Source organism: Mycolicibacterium brumae (assembly GCF_025215495.1).
In the GTDB taxonomy this organism is placed as follows: domain Bacteria; phylum Actinomycetota; class Actinomycetes; order Mycobacteriales; family Mycobacteriaceae; genus Mycobacterium; species Mycobacterium brumae.
This window is the reverse complement of sequence record NZ_CP104302.1, coordinates 121,127-144,811: the sequence shown is the minus strand read 5'-3', so window position 1 is coordinate 144,811 and position 23,685 is coordinate 121,127. Positions and strand designations below refer to the sequence as shown.

At 68.3% G+C, this 23,685-nt stretch carries 24 protein-coding genes, 4 tRNA genes and 1 riboswitch; of the genes, 11 read left to right on the top strand and 17 right to left on the bottom strand.

What is annotated here, in order from left to right:
* Positions 1–249: 249 nt before the first annotated feature.
* Positions 250–345, top strand: a riboswitch (TPP riboswitch).
* From L2Z93_RS00700 to L2Z93_RS00690, 3 genes are all read left to right on the top strand, one after another.
* Entirely contained in the window at positions 338–1,402 is a 1,065-nt protein-coding gene (locus tag L2Z93_RS00700) for an ABC transporter substrate-binding protein (RefSeq protein WP_090587144.1), read from the top strand. It overlaps the preceding riboswitch by 8 nt.
* Positions 1,403–1,404: 2 nt before the next feature.
* The gene (locus tag L2Z93_RS00695) at positions 1,405–2,181 is read left to right on the top strand and encodes an ABC transporter permease (RefSeq protein ID WP_193438887.1); all 777 of its coding nucleotides are present in this window, start codon (positions 1,405–1,407) and stop codon (positions 2,179–2,181) included.
* Positions 2,171–2,935 carry an ABC transporter ATP-binding protein gene (locus L2Z93_RS00690; protein ID WP_090587146.1) on the top strand — a complete coding sequence of 255 codons (765 nt, stop codon included), beginning with the start codon at positions 2,171–2,173 and terminating at the stop codon, positions 2,933–2,935. Before L2Z93_RS00695 ends, L2Z93_RS00690 begins: the two co-directional genes overlap by 11 nt.
* A 43-nt stretch (positions 2,936–2,978) precedes the next feature.
* On the opposite strand, the gene L2Z93_RS00685 is transcribed toward L2Z93_RS00690, so the two are convergent.
* A tRNA-Arg gene (locus L2Z93_RS00685) sits at positions 2,979–3,098 on the bottom strand.
* Here L2Z93_RS00685 and L2Z93_RS00680 point away from each other — a divergent pair.
* On the top strand, positions 3,078–3,380 hold the full coding sequence (locus tag L2Z93_RS00680) for a hypothetical protein (protein WP_090587149.1): 303 nt from the start codon (positions 3,078–3,080) through the stop codon (positions 3,378–3,380). The genes L2Z93_RS00685 and L2Z93_RS00680 overlap by 21 nt on opposite strands.
* A 17-nt stretch (positions 3,381–3,397) precedes the next feature.
* A complete protein-coding gene (locus L2Z93_RS00675; protein WP_090587151.1) occupies positions 3,398–3,676 on the top strand; it encodes a ribbon-helix-helix protein, CopG family in 279 nt (92 codons plus the stop codon).
* Here the strand turns inward: L2Z93_RS00675 and L2Z93_RS00670 are convergent.
* The 3 genes from L2Z93_RS00670 to L2Z93_RS00660 form a co-directional block, all read right to left on the bottom strand.
* Positions 3,673–4,191: a hypothetical protein gene (locus L2Z93_RS00670; protein WP_090587154.1), complete on the bottom strand. Its 519-nt coding sequence runs from the start codon at positions 4,189–4,191 to the stop codon at positions 3,673–3,675. The two genes, L2Z93_RS00675 and L2Z93_RS00670, sit on opposite strands and share 4 nt — an antisense overlap.
* A gap of 94 nt (positions 4,192–4,285) precedes the next feature.
* Positions 4,286–4,358 (bottom strand) — tRNA-Arg (locus L2Z93_RS00665).
* Between the two features lie 16 nt (positions 4,359–4,374).
* A tRNA-Ser gene (locus L2Z93_RS00660) sits at positions 4,375–4,466 on the bottom strand.
* 98 nt (positions 4,467–4,564) lie between these two features.
* Here L2Z93_RS00660 and L2Z93_RS00655 point away from each other — a divergent pair.
* The gene (locus L2Z93_RS00655) at positions 4,565–5,626 is read left to right on the top strand and encodes a pyridoxal phosphate-dependent aminotransferase (RefSeq protein WP_090587156.1); all 1,062 of its coding nucleotides are present in this window, start codon (positions 4,565–4,567) and stop codon (positions 5,624–5,626) included.
* Between the two features lie 328 nt (positions 5,627–5,954).
* Positions 5,955–6,776: a crotonase/enoyl-CoA hydratase family protein gene (locus L2Z93_RS00650; RefSeq protein ID WP_090587158.1), complete on the top strand. Its 822-nt coding sequence runs from the start codon at positions 5,955–5,957 to the stop codon at positions 6,774–6,776.
* Between the two features lie 57 nt (positions 6,777–6,833).
* Here L2Z93_RS00650 and L2Z93_RS00645 read toward each other — a convergent pair whose 3' ends face one another.
* From L2Z93_RS00645 to L2Z93_RS00600, 10 genes are all read right to left on the bottom strand, one after another.
* Positions 6,834–7,580, bottom strand: a complete 747-nt coding sequence (locus L2Z93_RS00645; RefSeq protein ID WP_090587160.1) for a mannan-binding protein — start codon at positions 7,578–7,580, stop codon at positions 6,834–6,836.
* Positions 7,581–7,647: 67 nt separating this feature from the next.
* On the bottom strand, positions 7,648–8,385 hold the full coding sequence (locus L2Z93_RS00640; protein WP_090587163.1) for an Rv1363c family protein: 738 nt from the start codon (positions 8,383–8,385) through the stop codon (positions 7,648–7,650).
* A 38-nt stretch (positions 8,386–8,423) separates the two neighbouring features.
* The gene (locus L2Z93_RS00635) at positions 8,424–9,683 is read right to left on the bottom strand and encodes an MlaD family protein (RefSeq protein WP_090587165.1); all 1,260 of its coding nucleotides are present in this window, start codon (positions 9,681–9,683) and stop codon (positions 8,424–8,426) included.
* On the bottom strand, positions 9,680–11,026 hold the full coding sequence (locus L2Z93_RS00630; protein ID WP_275984364.1) for an MlaD family protein: 1,347 nt from the start codon (positions 11,024–11,026) through the stop codon (positions 9,680–9,682). Before L2Z93_RS00630 ends, L2Z93_RS00635 begins: the two co-directional genes overlap by 4 nt.
* A 59-nt stretch (positions 11,027–11,085) precedes the next feature.
* On the bottom strand, positions 11,086–12,198 hold the full coding sequence (locus L2Z93_RS00625) for an MCE family protein (protein WP_090587170.1): 1,113 nt from the start codon (positions 12,196–12,198) through the stop codon (positions 11,086–11,088).
* Positions 12,195–13,217, bottom strand: a complete 1,023-nt coding sequence (locus L2Z93_RS00620) for an MCE family protein (RefSeq protein WP_090587173.1) — start codon at positions 13,215–13,217, stop codon at positions 12,195–12,197. Before L2Z93_RS00620 ends, L2Z93_RS00625 begins: the two co-directional genes overlap by 4 nt.
* Entirely contained in the window at positions 13,210–14,226 is a 1,017-nt protein-coding gene (locus L2Z93_RS00615) for an MCE family protein (RefSeq protein ID WP_090587320.1), read from the bottom strand. The genes L2Z93_RS00620 and L2Z93_RS00615 overlap by 8 nt, the downstream gene beginning before the upstream one ends.
* Before the next feature lie 59 nt (positions 14,227–14,285).
* A complete protein-coding gene (locus tag L2Z93_RS00610) occupies positions 14,286–15,953 on the bottom strand; it encodes an MlaD family protein (protein WP_090587176.1) in 1,668 nt (555 codons plus the stop codon).
* Entirely contained in the window at positions 15,953–16,807 is an 855-nt protein-coding gene (locus tag L2Z93_RS00605) for an ABC transporter permease (RefSeq protein WP_370745910.1), read from the bottom strand. Before L2Z93_RS00605 ends, L2Z93_RS00610 begins: the two co-directional genes overlap by 1 nt.
* Position 16,808: 1 nt before the next feature.
* Positions 16,809–17,666, bottom strand: a complete 858-nt coding sequence (locus L2Z93_RS00600) for an MlaE family ABC transporter permease (RefSeq protein WP_090587178.1) — start codon at positions 17,664–17,666, stop codon at positions 16,809–16,811.
* Positions 17,667–18,412: 746 nt separating this feature from the next.
* Here L2Z93_RS00600 and L2Z93_RS00595 point away from each other — a divergent pair.
* Together L2Z93_RS00595 and L2Z93_RS00590 are read left to right on the top strand one after the other, a co-directional pair.
* A complete protein-coding gene (locus L2Z93_RS00595; RefSeq protein WP_162561879.1) occupies positions 18,413–19,072 on the top strand; it encodes a hypothetical protein in 660 nt (219 codons plus the stop codon).
* Positions 19,069–19,896, top strand: coding sequence for an esterase/lipase family protein (locus L2Z93_RS00590; protein ID WP_090587184.1), 828 nt, complete (start codon positions 19,069–19,071; stop codon positions 19,894–19,896). Before L2Z93_RS00595 ends, L2Z93_RS00590 begins: the two co-directional genes overlap by 4 nt.
* Positions 19,897–20,004: 108 nt before the next feature.
* Here the strand turns inward: L2Z93_RS00590 and L2Z93_RS00585 are convergent.
* Positions 20,005–20,094: transfer RNA gene (locus tag L2Z93_RS00585), tRNA-Ser, on the bottom strand.
* Between the two features lie 37 nt (positions 20,095–20,131).
* On the bottom strand, positions 20,132–20,644 hold the full coding sequence (locus L2Z93_RS00580) for a MarR family winged helix-turn-helix transcriptional regulator (protein ID WP_090587186.1): 513 nt from the start codon (positions 20,642–20,644) through the stop codon (positions 20,132–20,134).
* Positions 20,645–20,743: 99 nt separating this feature from the next.
* Between L2Z93_RS00580 and L2Z93_RS00575 the strand changes: the two genes are divergently transcribed.
* Complete coding sequence (locus L2Z93_RS00575) at positions 20,744–21,712, top strand: NAD(P)H-quinone oxidoreductase (RefSeq protein WP_090587188.1); 969 nt, start codon at positions 20,744–20,746, stop codon at positions 21,710–21,712.
* 128 nt (positions 21,713–21,840) lie between these two features.
* On the opposite strand, the gene L2Z93_RS00570 is transcribed toward L2Z93_RS00575, so the two are convergent.
* On the bottom strand, positions 21,841–23,037 hold the full coding sequence (locus tag L2Z93_RS00570; RefSeq protein ID WP_090587191.1) for a cysteine desulfurase-like protein: 1,197 nt from the start codon (positions 23,035–23,037) through the stop codon (positions 21,841–21,843).
* Positions 23,038–23,180: 143 nt separating this feature from the next.
* Here L2Z93_RS00570 and L2Z93_RS00565 point away from each other — a divergent pair, with 143 nt between their 5' ends.
* Positions 23,181–23,681 (top strand): bacterial proteasome activator family protein, encoded by a 501-nt coding sequence (locus L2Z93_RS00565; RefSeq protein WP_090587193.1) that lies wholly within the window; start codon positions 23,181–23,183, stop codon positions 23,679–23,681.
* Positions 23,682–23,685: the final 4 nt, after the last annotated feature.

Sequence of the window (23,685 nt, the reverse complement as noted above, 5' to 3'; positions counted from 1 at the left end):
GCCAAAACTGGCCACTCGCCGCAGTTTCCGTGCACTACCTGGCCAGTCGCTGTCGACGTCAGGCTGTTCGCGACACGACGTCGCACCGGCGTCGCCACCGCGCACCACGGGCCGGCATCAAACCCCACCTGCCACTTTCGCAACAGAACCTAGCCCGAACCGATCCAACGAGCGGTGGATCTGACCAGCGCGGAGGACCTGCCCGCCGACCGAATCCGGCCGTTCTCTGGACGTGAGTTATGGTGGTCGACAAATGACACGGGGTGCCGCGACCAGCGGCTGAGATCAAACCCGTCGAACCTGCTCCAGTTCACACTGGCGAAGGGAATGTCTGACGATGAATCACTCACCCTCCATCCGTCGCCCGTTCGCGGTGCGCCGACTCACCCTGCTCGCGGCTACCGCGCTGACGCTCACCATGGCCCTCACCGGCGCGCTCACCGGCTGTGCGGGCAGCGACCCGGAGGGCGCGGAGGGCCAGCGGACCACCGTGCGTTTCGCGCTGGACTGGACTCCGAACACCAATCACACCGGCCTGTACGTCGCCATGAACCGCGGCTATTTCGCCGACGCCGGCATCGACGTCGAGGTGCTGCCGTACAACAACACCAACCCCGAGGTGCTGGTCGACGCCGGTCAGGCCGAGTTCGGCATCAGCTTCCAGGACACCGCCACCATGTCGATGGCGACCGGGGCCGACCTGCGCTCGGTGCTCGCCGTCGAGCAGACCTGGGCCACCGAGGTCGCGGTGCTGGCCGACCGGGATGACATCACCAGCCCCGCCGACCTCGACGGCCTGACCTTCGGCGGTTTCGACAACCCCGCGGAGACGGTCACCATGCGCGGCGTGGTGCAGGCCGCCGGCGGCAAGGGCGACTTCGAGACCGTCGTGCTCGGCACCACCGCCTACGAGGCGCTGTACTCCGGCGATGTCGACTTCACCGTGCCGTACGTGGCCTGGGAGGGCCTGGAGGCCAAGCGCCGCGGCGTCGAATTGAAGACCTTCGCCTACACCGACTACGGCTTCCCGGACGCCTACGCGGTGGTCGTCGTCGGCAACAGGACCTGGCTTTCCGACAACCCGGACGCCGCCCGCGCGTTCGTGGGCGCGCTGCGCCGCGGCTACCAGGACGCCATCGACGACCCCGCCGCCGCCGCGGCGATCCTGCAGCAGGAGAACTCCGGCCTGCTCACCGACCTGGACCTGCTCGTCGAAAGCCAGCAACTGCTGGCCGAGAAGTACATGCTCGACGAGAACGGCGAGTTCGGCCGGCAGACCCTCGAGCATTGGAGCGAGCTCGGCGCGTTCCTCTACGACAGCGGGCTGCTGACCGACCGGGACGGGGCGCCGCTGCGCGAAGCGCCGGACTGGTCGACGTTCTTCAGCAACGAATACCTGTAGCGGTGCGCTCCCGGGCGAACCTGTGGGCGCCGCTGGTCTTCCTCGCCGTTCTGATCGCGGTGTGGGAGGCCGCCGTGCGCGTCACCGGCGTGCGCCCGCAGGTGCTGCCCGCGCCGTCGCGGGTGGCCACCGCCGGTTGGGTGCAGCACGACGCCATCGCCGGCCACGCGCTAGCCACCCTGGGGGTGACGGCGGTGGGTTTCGGGGTGTCCCTGGTGTTCGCCTGGGCCGTCGCCATCGCGATCGACTTCTCGCCGCTGGCCCGCCGCGGCCTGATCCCGCTGCTGGTGGCCTCGCAGACCATCCCGATCATCGCGATCGCGCCGTTGATGATCATCTGGTTCGGCTTCGGCCTGCTGCCGAAGGTGCTGGTCGTCGCCCTGGTCACGTTCTTCCCGGTGGCGATCGGCCTGGTCGAGGGATTCGCCAGCACGTCGCGGGAGGCCTCCGCGCTGCTGCGCAGCATGGGCGCCGGGCGGGGACGCGAGTTCGTCCTGGTCCGGCTGCCGTCGGCGCTGCCGATGTTCTTCACGTCGCTGCGGATCGGCATCACCTACGCGGTGATCGGCGCGATCTTCGCCGAGTACGTCGGCGCGAAGTCGGGGCTGGGCATCTACATGAGCGTGCAGAAGAACGCGTTCCGGACCGACCTGGTGCTCGCCGCGGTGGCCGTCACCGCCGCCGTCAGCATCGGCCTGTACCTGTCCACCTTCCTCATCGAGCGGCTCGTCATTGGATGGCACGTCAAGGAGCGAAGGGCCGCCGCCGATGACCGGTGAGCCTCGGCTGGAGCTGACCGGGATCAGCCGCGAATTCCGGGTGCGCCGCGGCGAGAGCCGACGGGTGCTCGACTCGGTGTCGTTCTCCGTCGCCCCCGGCGAATTCGTGTCGGTGATCGGCCCGTCCGGGTGCGGCAAGAGCACCCTGTTCAACATCATCGCGGGCCTGGACTCCCCCGACGCCGGCCGGGTGCTGGTCGACGGGCGGGCGGTGGCCGGCAGCTGCGATCACGCCGCGTATATGCCGCAGCAGGACCTGTTGTTTCCGTGGCGCACCATCGCCGAGAACGCCGCGCTCGGTTTGGAGGTGCAGGGCGTTGCGCGCCGCGCGGCGCGGTCGCAGGTGCGGGAGTGGTTCCCCCGCTTCGGGCTCGACGGGTTCGAGGACGCGCTGCCGTTCGAACTCTCCGGTGGTATGCGGCAGCGCGCCGCGCTGCTGCGCACCGTCGTGCAGAAACGCAAGACGCTGCTGCTCGACGAGCCGTTCGGCGCGCTGGACGCGCTGACCCGCCAGGATCTGCAGGACTGGCTGCAGCGGGTGTGGGTGGAGCACGACTGGACCGCGCTGCTGATCACCCACGATGTGCGGGAGGCGATCCTGCTGTCGGACCGGGTGGTGGTGCTGTCCCCGCGGCCGGCCTCGGTGCGGCTGGTGCTCGACGTCGACCTGCCCAAACCTCGCGGCATCGACGTGCTGGCCGCCCCGGAGTTCGGCCGGCTGGAGCGGGCGCTGTTCGAGGCGCTGCGCGGCTGAGGGCCCCGGGATACGCGAACACTGGTTGGAGAGACGCGCTCGCTGGTGCGCCGGAAGGGATTCGAACCCCTAACCTTCTGATCCGTAGTCAGCGGACAGGAAGTCGGTTCGACTTCCATTGATAAATCGGTTACATTTATTTATGCGGATAGAGATCAACCGCAGTGCCCGCCAGCAGGGCATCACCGATGACGAGATCCGCAGCGCCATCGAGTATCCCGCCCTCGTTGTTCCAGTCCCTTCCCGCGTATTCGCCGACGCTCAGTTGCTGCCGCACATCGGCCGATACGCCGACAACGAACCGCTGCTCGAGGTCGTCGGCGAAGTCGCCGCCGACACCATCGAGGTCTTCCACGCGATGCTGCTGCGTTGGGCGACCGTCACCGCCGCAGGCATCGTCGACCACATCACCCCCGACGACATTGCCGATACCCAGCGGCGATAAAGACAAAGGAGGAGCACATGGCAAAGCGAACCGACGACGCCTACGCCGCAATGGCCGCTGACTTCGAGGCGAATCCCCCAGCGCCGAACGGTCCCATCACCGTCTACCCGGACCGTCTCCGCACCGGGCGTCCGTCCGGCCGGCGCGTGGCCACCGGCAACACCCCTGCCATTTCGGTGCGTTTCCCGGCTGACCTCCGTCGGGCCCTCGACGATCGAGCGGGAGCCGAAGATGCTCCGGTCGCTGAGATCATCCGTCGCGCCGTCGCCGACTACCTCCGGCGGCACAGCGCCTAGGTGAGGAACGCCGCAATCGTCGCGGCGACCAGCGCGACCACCACAACCAGCGCCACCGCGGCCGCGCCGACCAGCACTCGCGCCGAGCTCCACGTCAACTGCTGGTGCCAGCCATAGGGCGCCAGCCTGTCGTAGAGGAAGTGATCCAACTCAGAGGCCGGTTGCGGCTCCCATCTGCCGGTCGAGTCCTCGCGCACGACCATGCCGGTCAGCTGCACCGATTTGCCTTTCAGCAGAGTCATTCTCTGCGCCATGCCCACATCCGACACGCCGTGGTAGTTGAACCCTCCGACGCGGTCACCGGCGCCGAACTCTCGTTTGGCGAGAACGTCAGGCCCCTCAAGCCGGTATCGAGCACGTGACTCGTCGAAAGACACCACCGCCGTCTCATCGCCAAGCTGAGCCGCCATCACGTCCGGGCCAAGCCGGGCGATGGTGACTCCAGCCCCCCGGGCATCCCTGTCCAGACGCGCGATCGCCGACGAAACCGATTCAGAATGCCTGTGTTCGGTCACAGATCTTCTTGACTCGTCGCGGAATCGCTCCCGAGGTGGAGCGCACGGAAGAGCAGAATCCCCTCCGACGCAGGCCGGAGGGGATTCTCTCTTGTGCGCCCGAAGGGATTCGAACCCCTAACCTTCTGATCCGTAGTCAGATGCTCTATCCGTTGAGCTACGGGCGCGTGCTATTCAGTTGTGTGGCGGAGGCGAGAGGATTTGAACCTCCGGTCCCCCGTAAAGGGGACAACTCATTAGCAGTGAGTCCCATTCGGCCGCTCTGGCACGCCTCCTCGACCTTGCAGAGGTTACCGGACCCGCTGCGCGAGACGAAAACGAGCACCAGAACCGCCGGATACAGAGGGTACATGGCCTCACTATGCTGACCCAAATGACCGCCCGTTTACGCCCGCTGATGGCCGAGCTGCCCGCCTACACACCCGGCAAGACGGTGCCCGGCGCGATCAAGCTGGCCAGCAACGAGACCGTGCACGGGCCGCTGCCCAGCGTCGCCGCCGCGATCGCCGACGCCGCCGAGACGCTCAACCGCTATCCCGACAACGGCTACCTGGCGCTGCGGCAGCGACTGGCCCGTCACCTGGGCGATTTCGCCCCGGAGGAGATCGCCGCCGGCGCCGGGTCGGTCAGCCTGTGCCAGCAGCTCATCCAGGCCACCGCGGGCCCGGGCGACGAGGTGATGTTCGGCTGGCGCGCCTTCGAGATCTATCCGCTGCAGATCCGCGTGGCCGGGGCCACCCCGGTCCCGGTCCCGCTGCGCGAGGCCACCCACGATCTGGACGCGATGGCCGCCGCGGTCACCGAGAACACCCGGCTGATCTTCGTCTGCAACCCGAATAACCCGACCTCGACCGTCGTCGACCCCGCCGAACTGGAGCGCTTCGTCGCCGCGGCGCCCGACGACGTCGTCATCGCCATCGACGAGGCCTACATCGAGTACGTCCGCGACGGTCTGGTCCCGAACAGTCTCGCGCTGGTCCGCCGGCACCCCAACGTGGTGGTGCTGCGGACGTTCTCCAAAGCCTGGGGGCTGGCCGGGGCCCGCGTCGGTTACGCCGTCGGCCATTCGGAGCTGATTACCGCGCTGGGCAAGGTGTACGTCCCGTTCACGGTCAGCACGCTGGCCCAGGCGGCCGCGATCGCCTCCCTGGACGCCCAGGCGGAGCTGCTGGCCCGCTCCGACGCCGTGGTGGCAGAACGCCGCCGAGTCAGCGCCGCGCTGATCGAGGCCGGATACGAGATCCCGCCGTCGCAGTCGAACTTCGTCTGGCTCCCGCTGCCGGGGCGCACCGCGGAGTTCACCGCGGCGGCCGCCGACCAGGCGCGGGTGCTGGTCCGGCCCTACGGCGACGACGGGGTGCGGGTCACCATCGGCGCCCCCGAGGAGAACGACGTGTTCCTCGGCTTCGCGCAGGACTGGATCGCGCGCCAGTAACCTGGCGCCGGTTTCGCGCCCCTGTGCCGCGGCGCTGGTAACGCAGGGCCGGTGCGCTTCCTCGCGAGTGACCTCAGGGCGATTCCAGGGCCCTTTTTCGCTCTCAGGTCACTGGCGTTGGGAGATCTCGGCCTCAGGTCACTGGCGGACCGGATATTTCGGCCTGAGGTCATTGGCGCCGGGCAGCGTCCGGCCCGAGGTCACTGGCAGACGCTGCCTCCGGCCTGAGGTCACTGGCGCGCACCCCGCTCCCCACTCTCCGCACCCGAACTCGCCACACCCAGTAGCCCGCTCCCCCCGTCGTTCCGCGGACGGCTACTGTCAGCTCATGGATTCCTACAACTCGGTGACCATCGACGTGAACGACCACGTCGCCGTGGTGACGCTGATCGGCCCCGGCAAGGGCAACGCGATGGGCCCGGACTTCTGGCGCGAGCTGCCGGAGGTCTTCGAGGCCCTCGACGCCGACCCGCAGGTCCGCGCGATCGTGCTGACCGGCTCCGGCAAGAACTTCAGCTACGGCCTGGACTTGCCGGCGATGGCCGGGACGTTGGCCCCGGTGCTGGCCGAGGGCGCGCAGGCCAAACCGCGGATGGAGTTCCTCGCCACGATCAAGCAGATGCAGAAGGCCACCAACGCCGTCGCCGACTCCCGCACCCCGGTCATCGCGGCGGTGTCGGGCTGGTGCATCGGTGGCGCGCTGGACCTCATCGCGTCCGCCGACATCCGCTACGCCAGCGCCGACGCCAAATTCTCCATCCGTGAGGTCAAGCTGGCCATCGTCGCCGACATGGGCAGCCTGGCCCGGCTGCCGTACATCATCGGCGACGGGCATCTGCGCGAGCTGGCGCTGACCGGCAAGGACATCGACGCGGCCCGGGCGGAGAAGATCGGACTGGTCAACGATGTCTACGACGACCAGCAGGCCTGTCTGGACGCCGCGCTGGCCACCGCCGCCGAGATCGCCGCGAATCCGCCACTGACGGTGCGTGGGGTGATGGACGTGCTCGACGAACAGCGCGCCGCCGACGTCGCCGCGAACCTGCGTTACGTGGCGGCCTGGAACGCCGCCTTCCTGCCGGCCAAGGACCTCGGGGAGGGCATCGCCGCGATCTTCGCCAAACGCCCGCCGAACTTCACCGGGGACTAGCCACGCGCATGCGAAAGGGCCGGGCACGCCGCCCGGCCCTTTGACGCGTCACGCGTTTTACACCCCGCCGTACTCCGGGCGCAGCACGCTGGCGATGGCGCCCAGCGGCACGTGCACCTGCACCGTGCCGCCGTCCATCGACCACTGGTAGGTGTTCCCGTTGTAGTTGACCGGGAAGTCGCGGGCCACGGGGTAGTCCGGCATCCAGATGATCAGCTCGTCGGGGGTCAGCGCCCAGGCCTTGTACGCGCCGGAGTACACCTTGTCCGGGGTCCAGCGCTCCGGGATGAACGGGTACGCGGTGGGAGACGGGCCCTTCGGCGCGGCGGCCAGGGCCGGGATCAGGAACGGCTCGATCATGGGCGGCAGCACCACCAGCGGGTCCAGGCCCGGCTTCATGATGTCGGCGAGCATCAGCCGTCGGCCCTGCGCCATGTCGAAGGTGTAGGTGCGGTAGGCGTTCGCGGGGAACGGGCCGTCGGAGTGGTACGTCTCGTGGAAGACCGCCGACAGCGCGCTGCCGTGCTGGAAGATCTGGAAGTTCTCCTCCGCGAAGCTGTCCACGGCCATCTTGTCGGCCGCGTTGCGCCAGTTGCCCATCAGCGTGGTCAGGTACTCCCGCAGCACCGGCCCAGAGGTCGGGTCGTCGATCAGGCCGCCCGGCAGGGCCAGCTTGATGTCGCGGACCGCCTTGCGCGGGGACACTGCGGTGGTGCGGCAGTACGCGCCGTCCCACCCGCCGCCGATGTCGCCGCAGAAGGACTCCACCGACGCCGACGCCGAGGGGGTGAGGGTCACCGTCATACCCACCGTAATGGCCGCGGTGGCCAGTGCTTTACCGATACGCACGCTGTTCAACCCCTTTCGGGCGTTACGGGAGCTCGACGTTGCTGGCCCGCCAACGGCCGTCGACGTACTTCATGGTCATCTTCATCCGGCTGCGGTCCAGCCGCGGGTCCGGAACGTTGGTGTTGGACACCGCCTGGTCGATGAAGAGCAGCACGACGGCTTCGTCCTTGGTGTTGGACTGCACCGCAGACTCCACCACCTGGCCGTGCGCGGTCGCCTTGTTGTCGATCAGCAGCTGCCGCAGCTTCCCGCTGGACTCGGAGTACATGTCCTTGAAGTCGCCGGTGGCGCCGTCGAGCACCTGCGCGAAGTTCTCGTCGACCTTGTTCGAGTCGATGCTGGTCAACACCAGGGCGTAGGCCACCGCGGCGCGCTGGGCGGCCGACGCGGCGTTCTTGAGCTGTGTGTTGTTCCAGTACTGGTAGCCCAGGAACCCGGTGGACGCCAGCAGGCCGACGAACAGCACACCGGCGGCGATCAAGGCGATCAGCCGCTTCGACGAGGACGCCTTGGCCTCGCTGTCCTGCTCACCCAGCCAGGCCAGCTCGGTGTCGGCTTCTTCGACGGGCGCGTCTGCCTCGTCGTCGAAATCGACCACCTCGTCGCCGGCGTCGGCCGTCTTGGCCTCCACGGTCGCGGCCTCGACCACCTCGGTGACGTCGCCGTCGTCGTCGGTGGCGGCCACGTCGACCACCTCCGTGACCTCAGCCGTCTCATCGGTGTCTTTCGCGTTGCCGTTCTTTTTGGTCGTCACGACCATCAATCATGCTCCTGCTGGGTGAAGTGCCTGGTGCGGGGTCACCGCGGCGGCTCGATGGGCAGCGTGGGGCCGCCGTACTCGGTCGGGACGGTGTACCGGCCCTTGGGGGTGGGATCGGTCTGGCGGCCCAGATCGGCGCCCATCGGCGGGCCCGCGGTGTCGTCACCGGCCGGCCGCGGCGCGTTCTTGGCGCCACGGATCAGCACCGCCGGATCGGTGTCCCGGCAGTAGGTGTACATGAACGGCTCCGGGTAGTCCGCCGACGACACCGGCAGGCGCGGCGTGCCGTAGTCGCAGGTGTAGCGCGGATAGATGGACAGGTTCACCCACACACCGCTGCCGTACATGGTGCTGCCCAGCGAGTCGAGCATCGATCCGCGGTAGTCCGGCCACAGGCTGCTCAGCGCGGGTGTGCGCAGGTAGAGCACCTGGGTGGTGGTGGTCAGGTTGCCCAGCAACTGCACCATGGTGTCGGAGTTGTCGTTGATGACGTTGTCGACCTGGCCCAACGTGGCCGGGGTTTGGGCCAGCAGCTTCTTGTAGCCCTCACGCATCTTGTCGGCGGCGGTCAGCACCTCGTCGATATTGGCGGAGGCGGCCGAGATGCCGGCGTTCTTGTCCGAGATCAGGTCCAGCACCACGCGGCTGGTGCGCAGCGTCCGGGTGGTCTCCGGAAGCACGCCGTCGATGGTCGACAGCAGGTACGTACCGCCGTCGATGATGCTCTCCAGCTTCTCCGGGCCCTCGGTGCTGAGACTCAGCTCCTTCTTGATCGTCGCCATCTTGTCGGTGTCGATCTGCTTGGACAAGCCGTCGGTGTTGGCCAGGAAGGTGGCCAGGTCGATCGGGATGTTCGCGCGGTCACGGGCGATGACGCTGCCGTCCTCCAGGAACGGACCGCTGTCGCCGGCGTTCTTGTCGCCGAGGAAGTTGACGAACTGCTCACCGGCGGGTGACAGACCCGAGACCCGGACATCGGAACTCGCCGGGATGTCGATGTGCTTGTTCATCCGCAGCACGGCGTTGACGCCGTCGGGAACGATGTCGAGCTGCTCGACCCGGCCGACCTGGACGCCCTGGTAGGTGACGTCCTGCCCCTCCAGCAGACCACCGGAGCGCGGCAGCTCCAGGGTCATGTTGTAGGTCCGGATGAACGGGTTGAACCGCAGCGCGTTGATCATGATCCAGACCAGCGACAGCACCAGCACCAGGATCAGCGCGATGGTCGACAACCAGGTCTTATTGCGATGTCCCCACTTGACGGCGCCGACGACGCCGTCCGCAGCTGCCCCGATCACGGCGCCGGCTCCGTGGCCGGGCCCACCTGAGCGGGCGCCACGCCGTGCGCCGGGGCGATCACGGTCTCACCGGATTCGACACCGGGGGCCGACTCGGCGCCCGGGTCCTGCTGGGTCACGCCGTGCGCGTTGCCGGTGACCGTCTGGTCGGCCGGCGCGGGCGCCACCGGCTCATCCAGCGTCGGTCCGGGCGCGGGGCCCTGCGGCGCGGGGACGATCAGCCCCGGCACCGTCGGGTCGGGAATCACCGGCACCTGCGGCACGTCCGGCCCCTTTCCGACAATGCGTTCCTGCAACCGGTAGAGGGTGTACTTGAACGCGCCGACCAGCTTCTGGAAGTCGTCCCACTTGGGCCCGTGGAAACCGAGGTCGCCGCGGAAGCCGATGTCCGGGATGTGCCCCAGAATCAACCGGTCGACGCTGGTGCGGATGGACAGGCCACTGCCCGGGGTCGCCTTGATGACCGGGGGCAGCAGGCGGTTCAGGCCGTACAGGTCGGTTCCGGGGGCGGTGGCGACGTCGTTCCAGGCCGCCGCGATGGTGTTCAGGTCGCCGATGACGCTGCGCCCGCTGGTGTCGGTGCCGGCGATGGACGGGAACTTCTCCAACTCCCGCGTCGTCGCGCCGGCCAGCACCACCAGGTCCGCGATCTGATTGGTGTTGTCGTGCAGCACCTTGGTGGCCGGGGCCGCGTCACGCAGCACCTCGTTGATCTTGTCGTTGCGGGTGTCGATCGCCTCGGCGAGGTCCGCAGTGGAGGTCATCGCGGTCTTGATCTGCTCGCTGCGGGAGTTCAACTTGCCCAGCGTCCGGTTGGTCTGATCGATCAGGTCGCCGAAGGCCTTGCCGTGGTCGCCGGTCGCGCGGCCGAAACCGTTGACGATGTTCGTCAGGTTCTGCACGGTGCCGCCGTTGACCATCAGCGCCGCGGCGGACAACACCGACTCCATGGTCGCGCCCGCCTTGGTCTGCTCCAGGCCGAGGGTGTCGCCCTCTTTGATCAATGGCGTGTTGGCCGGCGCGTCCTCGGGCGGGTTGAGCGCGACGAACACGTCGCCCAGCGGGGTGGCCGAACGCAATTCGGCGACGGTGCCCACCGGCAGCTCCACGCCTTCCTGGATCCGCAGCACCGCGACGGCGGTGTAGTTCTCGGCCTTCAGGCTCTCCAGCGAGCCGATCTGCGCGCCGTTGACCCGCACCAGCGCGTAGTTCGGCAGGTTCAGCGCGTTCTCGAACACGGCGTTGATGCGGTACCCGCCGGTGTCCATCATTCCGGGCCGCGGCAGCGGCAGGCTCGAGATGCCACCGCAGCCCGCGGTGGTGATGGTGACGCCTGCCACCATCGCGGCGATCGCCAGCGGCCTGCGCTTGCGGCGTTGCGCTGCGGTCACGGTCACCCCCATCACTTCTGCCCCATCGTCGCCATGCCGTCCAGAATGTAGGTCAGCCCGAGGTCGGGCCCGTAGTCCTGGATCGTGCCGGTGCTGCAGCCCAGCTGCCGCAACCGCAGGATGTTGCACACTTCCTTCATGTGCTGGGTTTCGAACAGCACCCGGTCGGTCATCAGCCGGATCCGCAGCGCGCCGTTCTCCCGGTCCACCACGTTGTAGACGTTCTCCAACACCAGCGGCGTGAGGTTGAGGAACTCCTCCAGATCACGCTTCTGATCGACGGCGGTCTGCACCACGGTGTCGGCGTTGCTCACGATGGTCTTGATGTGCTCCCGGTTGGCGGCGAGGATGTCGCCGGCCTGCTCCAGCACCGAGTTGATCATCCTGCCGGTGGTGCCGGTGCCCAGGTCTTCGTCGGCGAGCACGTCGGTCAGGCCGCGAACCGTCGAACCGAACTGGCGCAACAGCGCGTCGTTGTCGGCCGCCGCGGTGAACAGCGAGTCCACGTTGCGGACGATGGTCTGGGTCTGCTCCTTGGTCACGTCACCGCGGTCCGAGGACAGCTTCAGCGCCTTGGCCAACTCCCCGAGCGAGGATTTGATCAGCTCGCCGTTGCCCTCCACGGAGTCGGTGGCGCTGTTGATGACGTCGGCCATCGGACCGTTGCCGTTGTTGTCGCCGGCCATCGCCGAGGCCAGCTTGTTGATGGTCTGCAGCACCTCGTCGAACTCCACCGGAACGTGGGTGTTGCTCTGGTCGATGGTGTCGCCGTTCTCCAGCACCGGACCCGTTCCGCTGTACACCGGGGTCAGCGCGATCTGCCGGTCGGTCAGGATGGCTGTCTGCAGGGTGACCGCCTGGACGTCCTTGGGCACCTTGACGTTGCCCTCGATGGAGAACTCGACCTCGACATAGCCGTTCTTCGGGGTCACCTTGGTGACCCGGCCGACCGGCATGCCCAGCACGGTCACCAGGTTGTCGACGTACACGCCGTTGGCGCTGGCGAAGTTGCCGGTGACGTGGATGGTGTCCACCCGCGCCTTCACCTCTTTGATGATGAAGCCCGCGATGACCAGGCCGACCACGGCCAGGGTCGCGACGATGACGAGGACTCGTTTGCTCATTTGCAGTCCTTGAAGTACTGGATCATCCCGAACTGCTTGGCCCGGCCGCTGATCGCGCACATCCACGAGTCATTCAGCAACCCGTTGCCGATATTGAAGTCGATGGCGTTGCCGGTTCCGGTGGAGTTGGCCAGGTTGCGCAGGGCCACCGGGCCGATCTGCAGGATGTTCTCCACCAGGTCGTCGTGGTCGGCCAGCATGCCCGACAGCGTGTCCAGGTCGGTCAGCAACTTGTCCAGGTCCGCGCGGTTGTCGACGATGGTGCCGTCCAGCGTGGTGAACAGGCTGGTGAGCGCCTGCATCATGGAGTGGAATGCGGCTCGGCGGTTGACGAACTCGCCGACCAACTGCTGGCCCTGGTTGACCAGCAGCCCGATGTTGGACTGCTGGGCGCGCAGCGTGTCGGTCACCTGCTGGGTGCCCGCCAGCAGGGTGCCGATCTGATCGCGGCGGTCCCCGATGATCGAGGACAGTGTGTGAATGTTCTTCATCGCCTGCGGGACCAGCGGCGGCAGCGTCTTCATCTGCTCGCCCAGCACGCCGATGGACTCCGCCATCTGCTCGGCGTTGAACTCCTTGTAGCTGTGCGTGATGTCGGTCAGGGCGGCCTGCAGGTCATACGGCGCCTGGGTGTGGTCCAGATCGAAGTGGTCGTTGGGCAGTTCACCGTCGCCGGCCGGGTACAGCGCCAGGTACCGGGAGCCCAGGATCGTGGTCACTTTGATGACCGCGCGCGAGTCCTTGCCCAGGCGCACGTCGTTCTTCACCCGGATCTTGCCCTCGACGTGCTGGCCGGCCAGCTTCATCGAGGACACGCTGCCGACCTCGATGCCGGCGACCGTCACCGTCTGGCCGGGCATCAATGCGCCCGACTCGGAGAACTCCAGCGTGTAGGACTTGTATCCGAGGTTCAGGGCGCTGACGAACAGCATCAGCGCGATCAGCGCGCCCGTCACGCCGAGCGCGATCAAGCCCAGAACGGTCCGGTTGCGGTCCTCGAGCGTCTTTTCCCTAGCCATTTGCCAAGTTCCTGCACCTCGGGGTGTGCATCGCCTTGTTGCCGGGGGTGGCCGCGTTGACGATGATCGGGATGATGTCGTTGAAGCCGGGCATGAAGCCGTTGAGGTTCAGATCGCAGGCGTAGGCCTGCGTGAACGCGCCCTCACCGGAGAACCGCGCCAGGCCCTTCAGCATGATCGGCAGGTTGGCGCCGAGGAAAGCCAGCTGTGGCTCGATCTCGGTCATGTGGCTGACGAATCCGGGCTGCCGCTGAACCAACTCGTCCAGGGACGGCCGAACCTCATTGCTGATCGATCCCAGTTGGGACACCACCCGGGAGATCGACCCCATCGAGTCGATGAGTTCGGGCCGGCGGTTGTTGAACGCCGCGACGACGTCCTGAACCTGGTCGATATTGGTGTTCAGCGCCTCGTTCTGGTCGGCCAGGTTGCCGACCACGGTGTCCAGCTTGGTGATGGTGGTGCCCAGCGCGTTGTCGCGTCCGGCGAAGGTCTCGGTGATGTCCGAGGTCTGGCTGACCAGCGTGGCCAGCGATCCCTCATCGCCCTTGAGCGAATCGATGATGCCCTGGGTGAGATCTTCCGCGGCGTCGACGTCGAGCGTCGCGAACAGCGGCTGGTAGCCGTTGAGGAAGGCGCCGACGTCGAACGACGGATCGGTCTGCTCGATCGGGATCTCGAATCCGGGTTCGACCGGGGCCGGGTCGCCGATGCTGCCGCGGCTCAGGCCGAGGAAACGCTGGCCGACGATGTTCTCGTAGATGACCCCGGCGACGGTGTTGCCGTAGATCGTCTGGCCTTCCTGCAGGACGAACTTCACCCGCGCCACCGCGCCGTCGAGTTCGATGCTGTCCACCCGGCCGACGCGGACACCCGCCATCCGGACGTCATCGCCGTCGCGCAGTCCGTAGGCGTCGGAGAACACCGCGCCGTAGGTCTGCGTCGGGCCCTCCACGTCGCGGCGCAGGGTCACGTAGACGATGTAGCTCAGCCCCAACGAGATGACCATGAACAGCGCCAACAGGGTGGCCGAGATGCGGAACTGCTTCTTGATCGAGGACCCTGCGCTCACTTCGGACCCTCCTGCGCGCTCGCGTTGACGGTGACGGTGGTGCCGCGGACCACCGGGCCCAGCAACAGCTGCGTGGCTTCGGACGCCTTCTCCCCGGTCATCACGCTGAGCTGGAATCGCTCCTTGGCGCTGTTGACCGGGCCGACGTTGCCGCCGAAGGACGCCGGGGCGACGGCCGACTGGAACTGCTGTTCCGCGGTCGGCTCAGCGCCGTCGGTCGGCGCGGTGTTGCTCGCCGGCGCGGTCACCGGCGGTCCGCCCGGACCGGGTGGCGGGAAGGCGTTCGGCGCGACCGGAGCCGGCTCGGCCGAGGGGCCGATCGGGTTCGGCGGCAACCCGTCCGGGTTGGCCGTCAGCGGCGCCGGCGGCGCCGGGACGAAGCCCGGGGGCAGCGGCGGGTTGGGGTCGGCCAGGTTCGGGTTCGGGTCGATCAGCGGGGCGCCGACGGCGACCAGGTTTCCGTTGGGCCCGATGACGGTGCCCGCGGGGGGCGCCATATCCGGCGGCACCTGGTAGTTCTGCGGCAGCAGCTGATCCGGCAGCTGCGGGCGTACCGGGATGAGCGGAGCGGTGAAGCAGCTATTGCCCTTGAGCTCGCCGTAGCGCGGGCAATCCGCCCGGGAGTAGGCGTAGGTCGGGGTCAGCGCCAGGTTGATCCGCATGTTCGGGGTGTCGAGCTCATTGATCCAGACCTGCTCGAAGAACTTGTTCGACAGGGTGTTGAGCTTCTGGAAGGCCGGCACGAAGTTGTGCGCCTGCTGCGCCAGGGTGCCGAGCACCGGGGTCATATTGCCGGTGATCTGCACCAATTTGTCGCTGTTGTTGGCCAGCGCGGTCTGCGCGGTGCCCGTGGTGTTCAGGCCGGCGGAAAGCATCTGGGACAGCTGGCCCTTCTGCTCGACGAACACCTGCATCGGGCGGATCGCCTTGTGCAGCGCGTCGACCAGCTCCGGAGCGGTCTGCTGGAGTCCTTCGGTGGCGTTGACCAGCGCCTTGACCGTGGTGTCGCTCTGCTCCGGATCGTCGGCCATCACGCCGTCGAGGTCGGCCAGCAGCTTCTGCAGCTGCGCGCCCGAGGTCAGCAACTTCGGCCGCTTGTTCTGGGTGGCGACCTGCATCGCCTCGAGGATGCCGATGGTGCGGTCCTCGCGGTCGCGGCCGAGCGCCTCCAGCGCGTCCCGCAACTTGGTGATGGTGGTCTGGAACAGCACGGTCGGAAGCTCGGTGTCCTCCACGATCTGATCGCCGGACTTCAGCGACGGGCCGTTGGCGTCACCGCCGACCAGTTCGACGGCGGAGACCGCGAAGATGTTCGCGGGGATCACGCGCGCAGTCACATCGGCGGGGATGGCCGGGGCGTGCCGGGCGTCGATGTTCACGTGCACCTGGTTGTAGCGCTCGCCGCCGAGGGCCGGGACCACGTCCTCGACCCAGCCGACGATCATGCCGTGGTACTTGACATCGGATTTCGGCGGCAGGCCGTCGCCGACATTGACCAATTTCAGGACCGGCTTGGTGTAGTTCTCGAACTTGCCCGCCGAACGCAGTGACAGCAGCATCAGCGTCAGGCCCATCACGGTGAGGAAGACGACGCCACACAGGAAGATCTGGTGGCCGGTGAGCCCGCGGCCGTCCTGCTCGTAATCGCTACGACGTTGTCCCATTACCCACCGAACCTCACGCCCGAGTCGACGCCCCAGAGCGTCATGGTCAGCAGCATGTTGATGATCACGACCACCACGATGGCGGCTCGCATGGCGTGGCCTGCGGCCACACCCACGCCCTCCGGGCCGCCACTGGCGTAGAAGCCGTAGTAGCACTGGATGGTCGAGGAGATCAGCACGAAGATCACGCACTTGATCACCGAGTACAACACGTCGTTGCCGTTGAGCATCAGCGTGAAGTAGTGCAGGAATGAGCCGGTGGAGCCGCCGCTGGTCAGGGCGACCACGGTCTGGGTGGTCAGGTAACTGGCCGCCAGGCAGAGCACGTAGAGCGGGACGATGGCGACGGTGGAGGCCATCAGCCGGGTGGTGACCAGGTACGGGATGGGCCGGATCGCCAGCGAGTCCAGCGCGTCGATCTCTTCGGCGATGCGCTGCGAACCGAGCTGCGCGGTGAACCGGCAGCCGGACTGGGTGGCGAACGCCAGCGCAGCGGCGATCGGGGCGAGCTCGCGGGTGTTGACCAGCGAGGAGATGACGCCGGTGGCCGGGCCCAGGCCCAGCAGGTTCAGGAAGTTGTAGCCCTCGATGCCGACCAGCGCGCCGACGGTGACGCCCAGCACGACGGCAACACCGATGGTGCCGCCGCCCACGACCAGCGAGCCGTTGCCCCAGGAGACGTCCGACAGCAGCCGGATGAATTCCTTGGAGTAATGCCGGATGGCCAGCGGGACGGCCAGCACGGCGCGGAAGAAGAACACCACCATGTGGCCGATCTTGGTGATCGGCTTGACGACGGAGTCAACCGTCTTCGACCAGATCCTCTTGACCGGGAAATAAGTTGAGGCGGTCACGTCACAGCCCCGTTCTCGGGAAGATCATAATGTACAGCTGGGATATCGCCACGTTGACGACCATCAGCACCAGGATCGACTCGACCACCGCGGCGTTCACCGAGTTCGCCACACCGGTGGGGCCGCCCTTGGTGGCCAGCCCCTTCTGGCAGCAGACGATCGCCACGATCGCGCCGTAGATGATCGCCTTGAACATGGCGACCACCATGTCGTCGGTCTTGGTGAAGGCCGCGAAGGTCTGCACGAAGCTGCCCGGCGCGCCGCTCTGGAAGAACACGTTGAACAGGTAGCTGGCGATGAAGCCGGTGAAGCAGACGATGCCGGTCAGCGCCAACGCGACCAGGATCGAGGCGGCGAAGCGGGGCACCACCAGGCGGCGCAGCACCGAAACGCCCATGACCTCCATGGCGTCGATCTCCTCGCGCATGGTGCGCGAGCCGAGATCGGCGGTGATCGCGGAGCCGACCGCGGCGGCCATCAGGATCGCGGCGACCAGCGAGGCGGCTTGGCGGATGACCACCAGGCCGGATGCCGCGCCGGCCAGTGAAGTCGCGCCGACCTGGCCGGCGAGCAGGGCGAACTGGATGGACAGCGTCACACCGATCGGCAGCGCCACCAGAATCGTCGGCAGCACCGAGGTGCCGGCCATGAACGCGCCCTGGCGGACGAACTCGGCCCACTGGAACTTGCCGGTGAACAGGTCGACGAAGAAGTACTGAATGGTGCGGACGCCGAGCACGAACTGGTCGCCGACGGTGTCGATGGACGCCGTGGGGTGACGTTTGACCCAGCCGGTGGACCAGTCCTCGATGGCCTTGACGCCCTCATTGCGGGGCTTCGCGTTGTCCTGGACGGTCATCGCAACCTACGCCTCTGCGCGCAGTGATCGCTCGGGTGTTTCACCGTCACCCTTCCCTCCCATACAACTGGGCCGTCTCCGCCTGCCAGCAAGCTATCAGCTATCACACCGCCGACGTGGGAAAACCGTAGGGCCGTCCGCGCGCCTGCGTCTGAGTTTCGCCGATATTCTCAGTAAGCTACCGCGCAGTACAGTAGCGGTAGTGACCCGGGTAACGGTAATCCACCCCTACGGAACCCGCGCCGCGAGCCTGCCGAACTGCGAATAAAAGTGCTCAGCCAAGCCATATCCGCACCATAAGTCGACTTTTGACGCGGTTGGACGGGGCATCGACGGGCCGGTGCCGCGGATTGACCGCCGAATCGGCCGCGCGGCCCGCCGGCAGGGCCGGCGGGGCTGTTGTGCGCCCCTCAGCGTGTCCGCGACCCCCTTGTCGCCGCCGATTCAGCACCCAGCAGGGCACTGTTCAGCAAACATCACAAGGCAATAGCAGCAGTGGCGGATGAGAGTCCTGTTACCCGCGTGGCGCTCACCCACCATGGGTTTTCGGCCGCACACCGGCTCCGGGGATAATTGTGACGGCAAACAATTGCGGTAGCCGTCCGGCCGTACCGCCGGTATCGGTATTGTCTGCGCCATGGTCACCGGCCCCGCCTCGCCGACCGCTGTCCGCAGGCCTAATTCCCTGGGGCCGCGTGCGGCCCGGCTCTCCCAGGCCGTGTCGTCGGCGCTGACCCGCCGACGTCGTGAGCCCGCGCCCGAGGTCCCCGCCCCCCCGGCTGCGACTGGAACTCAGCGACCCGCGGCCCGCAGCGGCGACCGGCATCTCGGCGCACGTGGAGTTCGGCCGGGCGCCGTGCGGACGACCGTACTCGGTTCGTGAGATCACTGTTGGCTTCCCGCCCGGCTTCGTCGTCGACGCCGACGCCGTCCCGCGCTGCGCGGCCACCAATCCACAGTTGTGTCTGCGCGGTCCGCGGCCATGGGCCGCCAGCCTGATCGGGACCGCTACCGCGACCGTCGACTTCGGCTGGCCGCGCTCGGAAGGCTTCGGCGGTCCGTACCACCAGTTCCTGCTCGGCGACGGCGAGCTGATCGGCTACGAGATCAATCAGCTCGGCGCGCCCGGCCCCGCCGGATTCACCGTGTTCCCGCTGATCTTCCGCGCCCCGCTGGACAGCTCCGGCTTCACCGTGCACGTCCCGGAGGCGCCGAGTTTCCGGCGGCCCGACGGGATGCAGGCGCTGACCTCGATCGACCTGTTTTTCACGGCCAGCGGAGTGTTCCGGACACCGCAGAACCCGCCGGATTCGGGCGGCTGGCGGTTCACGCTGACCTTCGACTATTACATCGGCGCCCGCCGCGCCGTCGTCGTCGACGTGCCGATCGCGGGGGCGGAGCAGTGAGCGCCCGGTTGGCGGTGCCGACCAGCATCTTCGCCGGCGTCGGGGCGCAGCTGCGCAAACCGGGCTCCGCCCCGGAGGGCGCCGACGACTGGTCGCAGCCGCCCAGCGCCGAGCTCCCCCGCCCGGTGGTGCTCGCGCACGGCGGATTCGTCAACCGGACCGTCAGCTTTGCGACGCTGTCACCGATGCTCGCCAACGCCGGTTTCCGCGTCTTCACGCTGGACTACGGCCGTCCCGCGTTGCCGCTGCCGCGCAACTGGGCTCCTGGGGCGTGCCACACCGTCGAGGACAACGCCCGCGAGATCGGCGCGTTCATCGACCGGGTGCTCGAGGCGACGGGCGCCGAGCAGGTCGACGTGGTCGCCCAGTCGTTCGGCACCCTGTCGACCAACCACTTCGCCAAATACCAGGGTGGCGCGCCCTTGATCAACCACCTGGTGGCGATCTCACCGCTATGGGACGGCACGACGGTGCTCGGCGCACACCGGATGATGGCGGCGCTGGCCCGGCGCGGCTGGGACCGACCGCTGTGGTCACTGGCCGGCCGGCTGGACGTGCCGATCCTCGAACAAGTGCTGCACGGTTCGGACTATCTGCGCGCGCTGCGCGCCGACGGGGTGTACGCCGCGGGGGTGCGCTACACGAACATCACCACCCGCCGGGAGCGGTTCCTGACGCCGTACACCACCGCCCTGTATCCGGCGCCGAATGCGACGAACATCGTCATCCAGGACGAGTGGCCTCGGGACCGCACCGGGCACCTGAATATCGCCGCCGCCGTCGTGACCGGCCGGTACCTGCTGGCGGCGCTGACCGACGCGTAGCCGCTAGACCTCGGCGGCCAGAAGGAACCCCTCACGCTGTTCTCCAGGGTGGCGATCCTGCACGCGAAGCTCAAGAAGAACCGGCAGCCGACGAATCCCTCCGCCATCTGGCGGTGGCGGAGGGATTTGAACCCCCGGACGGGATTAACCGTCTCTCGCTTTCAAGGCGAGTGCATTAGGCCGCTCTGCCACGCCACCGCGCACCAGCCTAGCGGCGACGGTTTCTGGCAGGCGCTCAGGCGTGGCTGAACTTGTCCGGGGCGCCCGAGGCGCGCAGCGCCGCGACGATCCGCCGGCAGCTCTCCCCCATCGCCGCCATCTGCGGCCGCGACAGCTGGGACAGGAAATGCGTCCGCACGTCCTGGCTGTAGGTCATCAGCGCCTTGGCGATCTTCTCCCGGCCCTCCGCGGTGATCACCGCCAGCACGCCGCGCCCGTCCTCCAGGCTCGACGAGCGTTCCACCAGCCCCATCGACTCCAGCCGGCGGATCCGGCGGGTCACCCGGCTGGGCAGGGCCAGCAGTTCGTCGGCCAGATCCCCCATCCGCTGCGTTCCGGTCGGCGAGCGGTCCAGCAACTCCAGCAGCCGCACGTCGACCAACGTCAGATCGTGCGTGGCGGCCAGCCCGCGGTCCACCGCGGCGTACATCCGCAAGGCGGATTCCAGATAGTTCTCCCAGGCGCGCTGCTCGGCCATATCCAGGCCCGGCAAATCTCCCGCGGTGCGCCCCGCGATCATCCCCTCCATATTTTCCCTCCCCGAAAAACATGGTAATCCCCGCGGACAACGACGGCGCGTCGTTTGCCCCGGGAGTTCCCCCCGCGCGAGGCGATAACGTCGTCTCACATGTACGCAATCATCGCCGACGGCCCCGACAAACTCGCCTGGCGTGCGGCGCCCGACGCCGTCGCCGGTCCCGGCGAGGTGCTGGTGCGGGTCGCCGCCGCCGGGGTGAACCGCGCGGACCTGCTGCAGGCCGCCGGACACTACCCCCCGCCACCGGGCGCCAGCGACATCATCGGCCTGGAGGTGTCCGGGACCGTCGCCGCGCTGGGCCCCGGGGTGTCGGGGTTCGCCGCCGGCGACGAGGTGTGCGCGCTGCTGGCCGGCGGCGGTTACGCCGAGCTGGTGGCCGTGCCCGTCGGGCAGGTGGTCGCCCCGCCCGCGGGGGTGTCGCTCACCGACGCGGCGGCCTTGCCCGAGGTGGCGGCCACCGTGTGGTCCAACCTCGTGATGACGGCCGGTTTGACGGCCGGCCAGTTGGTGTTGCTGCACGGTGGCGGCAGCGGCATCGGCAGCCACGCCATTCAGGTCGCCACCGCGCTCGGCGCCCGGGTCGCGGTGACCGCCGGGTCCGACCAGAAGCTCACCGCCTGCCGGGAACTGGGCGCGGACGTGCTGGTCAACTATCGGGACGAGGACTTCGTCGCCGTCGTGCAGGCCGCCGGCGGGGCCGACATCATCCTCGACATCATGGGGGCGTCCTACCTGGACCGCAATGTCGACGCGCTGGGCCTCGACGGCCGACTGGTGGTGATCGGCATGCAGGGCGGCGTGGTCGGCGAGCTCAATCTGGGCAAACTGCTGGGCAAGCGGGCCGGGGTGATCGCCACCAACGTGCGTTCCCGGCCGGTCGACGGGCCCTCGGGCAAGACCGCGATCATGGCCGCGGTCGTCGCCAACGTCTGGCCGATGGTCGCCGACGGCCGCGTTCGCCCGATCATCGGCGCCCGGCTGCCGATCGGGCAGGCCGCCGAAGCGCACCGGCTGCTGCAGTCCGGCGCGGTCACCGGGAAGATCGTGCTGACGATCTAGACCGGCACGATGATCTGCAGACCGGCCACAGCAACGGTCACGGTCCGCGGTTCGGCCGGTTGGGGCGCTGGCGCGGCGCCCAGCACCGCCGAACCACCGTCAGCAGTCCCCGGTCCCCGTCACTACCGTCAGCCCAGCGAGGCCAGCGCGCGGACCAGGTGGTCCACTTCGGCGGCCGTCGAATAGTGCGCAAGACCGACGGTCACCGAACCGCCGAAGTCGTCGACGCCGTAGGAGTCCAGCGCCCGCGACCCGGCGTTGGCGATCGCCATGATCCCGTTGTCGGCGAGCCGGCTGACCACCCGCTCGGCGGGCACATTGGACACCGCGAAGCTCAGCACCGGCAGCCGGTCCTCCGGCTCGCCGAGCAGCACCACCAGCGGCAGCGACCGCAGCGAGGTGACCAGGTACTCCAGCAGCTGGCCCAGGTAGTCCGAGGCCGAGGCCATCGACTGCGCCAACCGGTCGCGCCGGGTCCCGCTCGCCGATTCGTCGAGATTGGCCAGGTATTCGACACTGGCCACCAGCCCGCCCAGCAGGCCGTACTGATGGGCGCCGAGCTCGAGGCGGGCCGGGCCGACCGCGGCCGGGTTCAGCGACACCGGCGCGAACGTGTCGATCACCGTGGGATCGCGGAACACCAACGCGCCCACCGGGGGTCCGCCCCAGCTCAGCGCGTTGACGGCCAGCACATCGGCGCCCAGCTCGTTGATGTCGACCAGTCGATACGGGGCGGCGGCGGTGTGGTCGACAATCACCAGCCCGCCGACCTCGTGGGCGAATTTCACCGCGGGCCGCAGGTCCACCGTCGACCCCAGCGTGGAGGACGCCGTCGGCAGTGCCACCAGCCGGGAGGCGCCGGTGATCAGGTTCTCCCACTGCCAGGCGGGCAGCTCCCCGGTCTCGATGTCGACCTCGGCCCAGCGGACCTTGGCGCCGTAGCGGTCAGCGGCGCGCAGCCACGGCGCGATGTTGGCCTCGTCGTCGAGCCGGGTGACGACCACCTCGTGGCCCAGCCCGAGCCGGGAGTAGGCGGCGTCGGAGAGCAGGCTCAGCAGCACCGCGCGGTCCGCGCCGAGCACCACCCCGGCCGGATCGGCGCCCACCAGGTCGGCGACCGCCTGCCGGGCCGCCGCCAACAGGGTCTGGCTGCGCCGGGCGCCCGGATGCGGGCCGTCGGCGACGGCCGCCGAGGTGCGGAAGGCGGTGGAGACGGTGGTGGACACCGAGTCGGGGATCAGCATGCCGTTGCGGGCGTCCAACCGCACCCAGCCGTCGCCCAGCGTCGGATGCAATCCACGCACCCGGGCGACGTCGAACGCCATGCCAACCACCTTTGCCATTCAGCCGCCGGGGCCTGAGGCCCGGCGATGCGGCCAGCCCGTCCCGATCGGGACGGATCTCTAGCCCGTCATAGTAATGGAGTCGTTGGACCGTCCTTCGGGTCGCAACCACTAGGGTCTGGGGCGTGAGCATCAACGACGACAACATCGAGGTCATCGCCGGCGGCGCGAACATCTCCGGCGACGTCGGCGGGGACGACGACTCCTCGGTGACCGACCTGGTGCCGCAGCCGGCGAAGGTGATGCGGATCGGCACCATGATCAAGCAGCTGCTCGAAGAGGTGAAATCCGCGCCACTGGACGACGCCAGCCGGTCCCGGCTCGCCGAGATCCACCGCACCAGCATCGCCGAGCTGGCCGACGGCCTGGCCCCGGAACTGCGCGAGGAACTCGACCGGTTGGTGCTGCCGTTCACCGAGGACGCCGCGCCCTCGGACGCCGAGCTGCGGATCGCCCAAGCCCAACTGGTCGGCTGGCTGGAGGGCCTGTTCCACGGCATCCAGACCGCGCTGTTCGCCCAGCAGATGGCCGCGCGCAATCAGCTGGAGCAGATGCGCCAGGGCGCGTTGCCGCCCGGCGCCACGCAGCGGGGGGCGACCCCGCCCGGCACCGGCCAGTACCTGTGAGTCG

Coding starts and splice junctions, on each gene's coding strand:
- L2Z93_RS00700 (WP_090587144.1), top strand. CDS start 338: ATGAATCACTCACCCTCCATCCGTCGCCCGTTCGCGGTGCGCCGACTC.
- L2Z93_RS00690 (WP_090587146.1), top strand. CDS start 2,171: ATGACCGGTGAGCCTCGGCTGGAGCTGACCGGGATCAGCCGCGAATTC.
- L2Z93_RS00680 (WP_090587149.1), top strand. CDS start 3,078: ATGCGGATAGAGATCAACCGCAGTGCCCGCCAGCAGGGCATCACCGAT.
- L2Z93_RS00675 (WP_090587151.1), top strand. CDS start 3,398: ATGGCAAAGCGAACCGACGACGCCTACGCCGCAATGGCCGCTGACTTC.
- L2Z93_RS00655 (WP_090587156.1), top strand. CDS start 4,565: ATGACCGCCCGTTTACGCCCGCTGATGGCCGAGCTGCCCGCCTACACA.
- L2Z93_RS00650 (WP_090587158.1), top strand. CDS start 5,955: ATGGATTCCTACAACTCGGTGACCATCGACGTGAACGACCACGTCGCC.
- L2Z93_RS00645 (WP_090587160.1), bottom strand. CDS start 7,580: ATGACGGTGACCCTCACCCCCTCGGCGTCGGCGTCGGTGGAGTCCTTC.
- L2Z93_RS00640 (WP_090587163.1), bottom strand. CDS start 8,385: ATGGTCGTGACGACCAAAAAGAACGGCAACGCGAAAGACACCGATGAG.
- L2Z93_RS00630 (WP_275984364.1), bottom strand. CDS start 11,026: ATGGTGGCAGGCGTCACCATCACCACCGCGGGCTGCGGTGGCATCTCG.
- L2Z93_RS00625 (WP_090587170.1), bottom strand. CDS start 12,198: ATGAGCAAACGAGTCCTCGTCATCGTCGCGACCCTGGCCGTGGTCGGC.
- L2Z93_RS00620 (WP_090587173.1), bottom strand. CDS start 13,217: ATGGCTAGGGAAAAGACGCTCGAGGACCGCAACCGGACCGTTCTGGGC.
- L2Z93_RS00615 (WP_090587320.1), bottom strand. CDS start 14,226: ATGGTCATCTCGTTGGGGCTGAGCTACATCGTCTACGTGACCCTGCGC.
- L2Z93_RS00610 (WP_090587176.1), bottom strand. CDS start 15,953: ATGGGACAACGTCGTAGCGATTACGAGCAGGACGGCCGCGGGCTCACC.
- L2Z93_RS00600 (WP_090587178.1), bottom strand. CDS start 17,666: ATGACCGTCCAGGACAACGCGAAGCCCCGCAATGAGGGCGTCAAGGCC.
- L2Z93_RS00580 (WP_090587186.1), bottom strand. CDS start 20,644: ATGGAGGGGATGATCGCGGGGCGCACCGCGGGAGATTTGCCGGGCCTG.
- L2Z93_RS00575 (WP_090587188.1), top strand. CDS start 20,744: ATGTACGCAATCATCGCCGACGGCCCCGACAAACTCGCCTGGCGTGCG.
- L2Z93_RS00570 (WP_090587191.1), bottom strand. CDS start 23,037: ATGGCGTTCGACGTCGCCCGGGTGCGTGGATTGCATCCGACGCTGGGC.